The following is a 2,312-nucleotide window of genomic DNA, read 5'->3' as shown; positions in this document are numbered from 1 at the left end:
GTCGTGGTCGGCGGTGGAGGACCTTCTATGCGCGGTCCGTGTGCGGTGTGCCGGTGTCGGTCGGGGGTGTCGGGGGTGTCGGCGGTGTCGGGGTCGACGTGTGGAGGACGTCCCGGGCCTGTTCGGCGGCGCGGGTGATGCTCTCGGTGACGAAGTCGAGGAAGCGGGCGACGTTCTCCAGGCGGGCGGCGGCGGGGGTGTGGGGGCCGAGGACCTTGGTGCCCTGTCGTGCGATGTCGACGATCTGGGCGGTGGAACGGGCGCTGGCCAGCATGGACTGGTACCAGACGTCGTCGTCGACGATGTAGCGCTCGCGCCGGCCTTCGTCGCGCTCGCGGCGCACCATGGCCTGGCTCTCCAGGAACGTGATCGCCTTCGAGATGGAGGCCGGACTGACCTGGAGGCGCTGGGCGAGCTCGGCCGCGGTGAGACTGCCGCTGTCGGTGATGGTGAGGCAGGCCATGACCCTGGACATCATCTTGGGCATGCCCGAGGCCATCATGACGGTCGTGAACGTCTCCTCGAACGCGGCGACGGCCTCCATGTCGCGTCCGTCGACCGGCGAGGGCGCCGGTGTCCCGCGGGGGGCCGCGGGCCTGCGGCGGTGGGTGCGGTGTTCGGTCGCGCGATGGGCGAGGTCGGCGCGGTAGCCGGTGGGGCCCCCGTTGCGCATCACCTCACGCGTGACGGTGGAGGTGGGACGGTCGAGTCCGCGGGCGATCTCGGCATAGGCGAGGCCGTCGGCCAGTCCCGACGCGATCTGCTGACGTTCGGCCTGGGTGAGTCTGCCTCCCGGCATCACGGTCTCCCTTGTGCTCTGTGCTGGTCCCCGATGCCCCGAGCATAGCGTTCACCTTCAATCTATTGCAACGAACTCGGGCTGACGTTGCGTTAACTTTGAACGCCGATGCAACGATTACTTACCTCTGACCTGCAATGATTGTGGTTCTACGCAACGAACTTGTTGTGGGATCCCTGAATGCAACGTAGCGTTTCCGGTGTCAGAAACAATGAGCCGCAGGGAGAGCGCGATGCAGAAGTTCGCCACCACCGCCCCGATCTCCGCCGTCCTCGACATCCCCGCCGGGCGCATCCAGATCATCGCGGCGGACCGGGCCGACGCCACCGTCGAGATCCGGCCCGCCGACCCCTCCAAGAGCCGCGACACCAAGACCGCCGAGCAGGCGACGGTCGCCTACGCCGACGGTGTCCTGCGGATCACGGCCTCGGCCCCCGGCAACCGGCTGACCGGCCCTTCCGGTTCGGTGGAGGTCACCGTCCAACTGCCCTCCGGCTCCCGTGTCGAGGCCAAGGCCGCGAGCGCCGAGCTGCGCGGCGTGGGACGCCTGGGCGAGGTCGTCTTCGACGGCGCCTACCGCCAGATCAAGATCGACGAGGCGGAGGGTGTCCGTCTCACCGCGATCGACGGCGACGTAGAGATCGGCCGGCTGAACGGCCCGGCCGAGATCAGCACCGCGCGCGGCGACATCCGCATCGCGGAGGCCGTACGCGGCACGGTCGTCCTGCGCACCCAGTCCGGCGACATCTCGATCGCCGCTGCCACCGGCGTCTCGGCCGCCCTGGACGCCGGCACCGGCCACGGCCGCGTCAGCAACGCCCTCAAGAACGACGGCACCACCGGACTCGACATCCGCGCCACCACGTCCCACGGCGACATCACCGCGCACAGCCTGTGAGACGCGCGGCGCGCAGCGTGCGGCTTCTCCAGCCACCCGCGCTTCGTAACACCCGCAGCTCGTAGGCCCCGCGGCTCGCAAGACCCCCGCGGCTCGCAAGACCCCGAAGTTCGCAAGACCCCCGCAGCCGTAAGGCCCCAGCAACCTGTAGAAGAGGAGCCCTCTCTCATGACCAGCTTGGCGATCGCGGCGAACGGGCTGCGCAAGTCGTACGGGGACAAGGTCGTGCTCGACGGTATCGACCTGGCCGTCCCCGAAGGAACGGTCTTCTCCCTGCTCGGCCCGAACGGGGCCGGCAAGACCACCGCCGTGAAGATCCTGTCCACGCTCATCACCGCCGACGCCGGTGACCTGCGCGTCGACGGTCACGACCTGGGCGCCGACCCTCAGGCGGTGCGGGCCGCGATCGGTGTCACGGGTCAGTTCTCCGCCGTCGACGGCCTGATCACCGGTGAGGAGAACATGCTCCTCATGGCGGACCTGCACCATCTCCCCAAGAGCGAGGGGCGCAAGGCCGCCGCCGATCTGCTGGAGCGCTTCGACCTGACCGAGGCCGCGAAGAAGCCCGCCTCCACCTACTCCGGCGGCATGAAGCGCCGCCTCGACCTGGCCATG

3 protein-coding genes are annotated in these 2,312 nt (G+C 69.3%); 2 read left to right on the top strand and 1 reads right to left on the bottom strand.

Annotation, left to right across the window (positions count from 1 at the left end):
• Window positions 1-25: 25 nt before the first annotated feature.
• Window positions 26-799, bottom strand: a complete 774-nt coding sequence (locus P1P75_RS41170) for a helix-turn-helix domain-containing protein (protein ID WP_319265077.1) — start codon at window positions 797-799, stop codon at window positions 26-28.
• A 232-nt stretch (window positions 800-1,031) separates the two neighbouring features.
• Here P1P75_RS41170 and P1P75_RS41165 point away from each other — a divergent pair, with 232 nt between their 5' ends.
• Both P1P75_RS41165 and P1P75_RS41160 read left to right on the top strand, forming a co-directional pair.
• Entirely contained in the window at window positions 1,032-1,697 is a 666-nt protein-coding gene (locus P1P75_RS41165; RefSeq protein WP_319265075.1) for a DUF4097 family beta strand repeat-containing protein, read from the top strand.
• A 168-nt stretch (window positions 1,698-1,865) separates the two neighbouring features.
• Window positions 1,866-2,312, top strand: a 447-nt coding sequence (locus tag P1P75_RS41160; protein ID WP_319265072.1) for an ATP-binding cassette domain-containing protein, incomplete at its 3' end; no start/stop codon positions are given.

It is taken from the genome of Streptomyces sp. ID05-39B (genome assembly GCF_033794725.1).
GTDB lineage: Bacteria > Actinomycetota > Actinomycetes > Streptomycetales > Streptomycetaceae > Streptomyces > Streptomyces bobili.
Note: the sequence above shows the minus strand (reverse complement) of the source record. Positions and strands in the feature narration are given on the sequence as shown.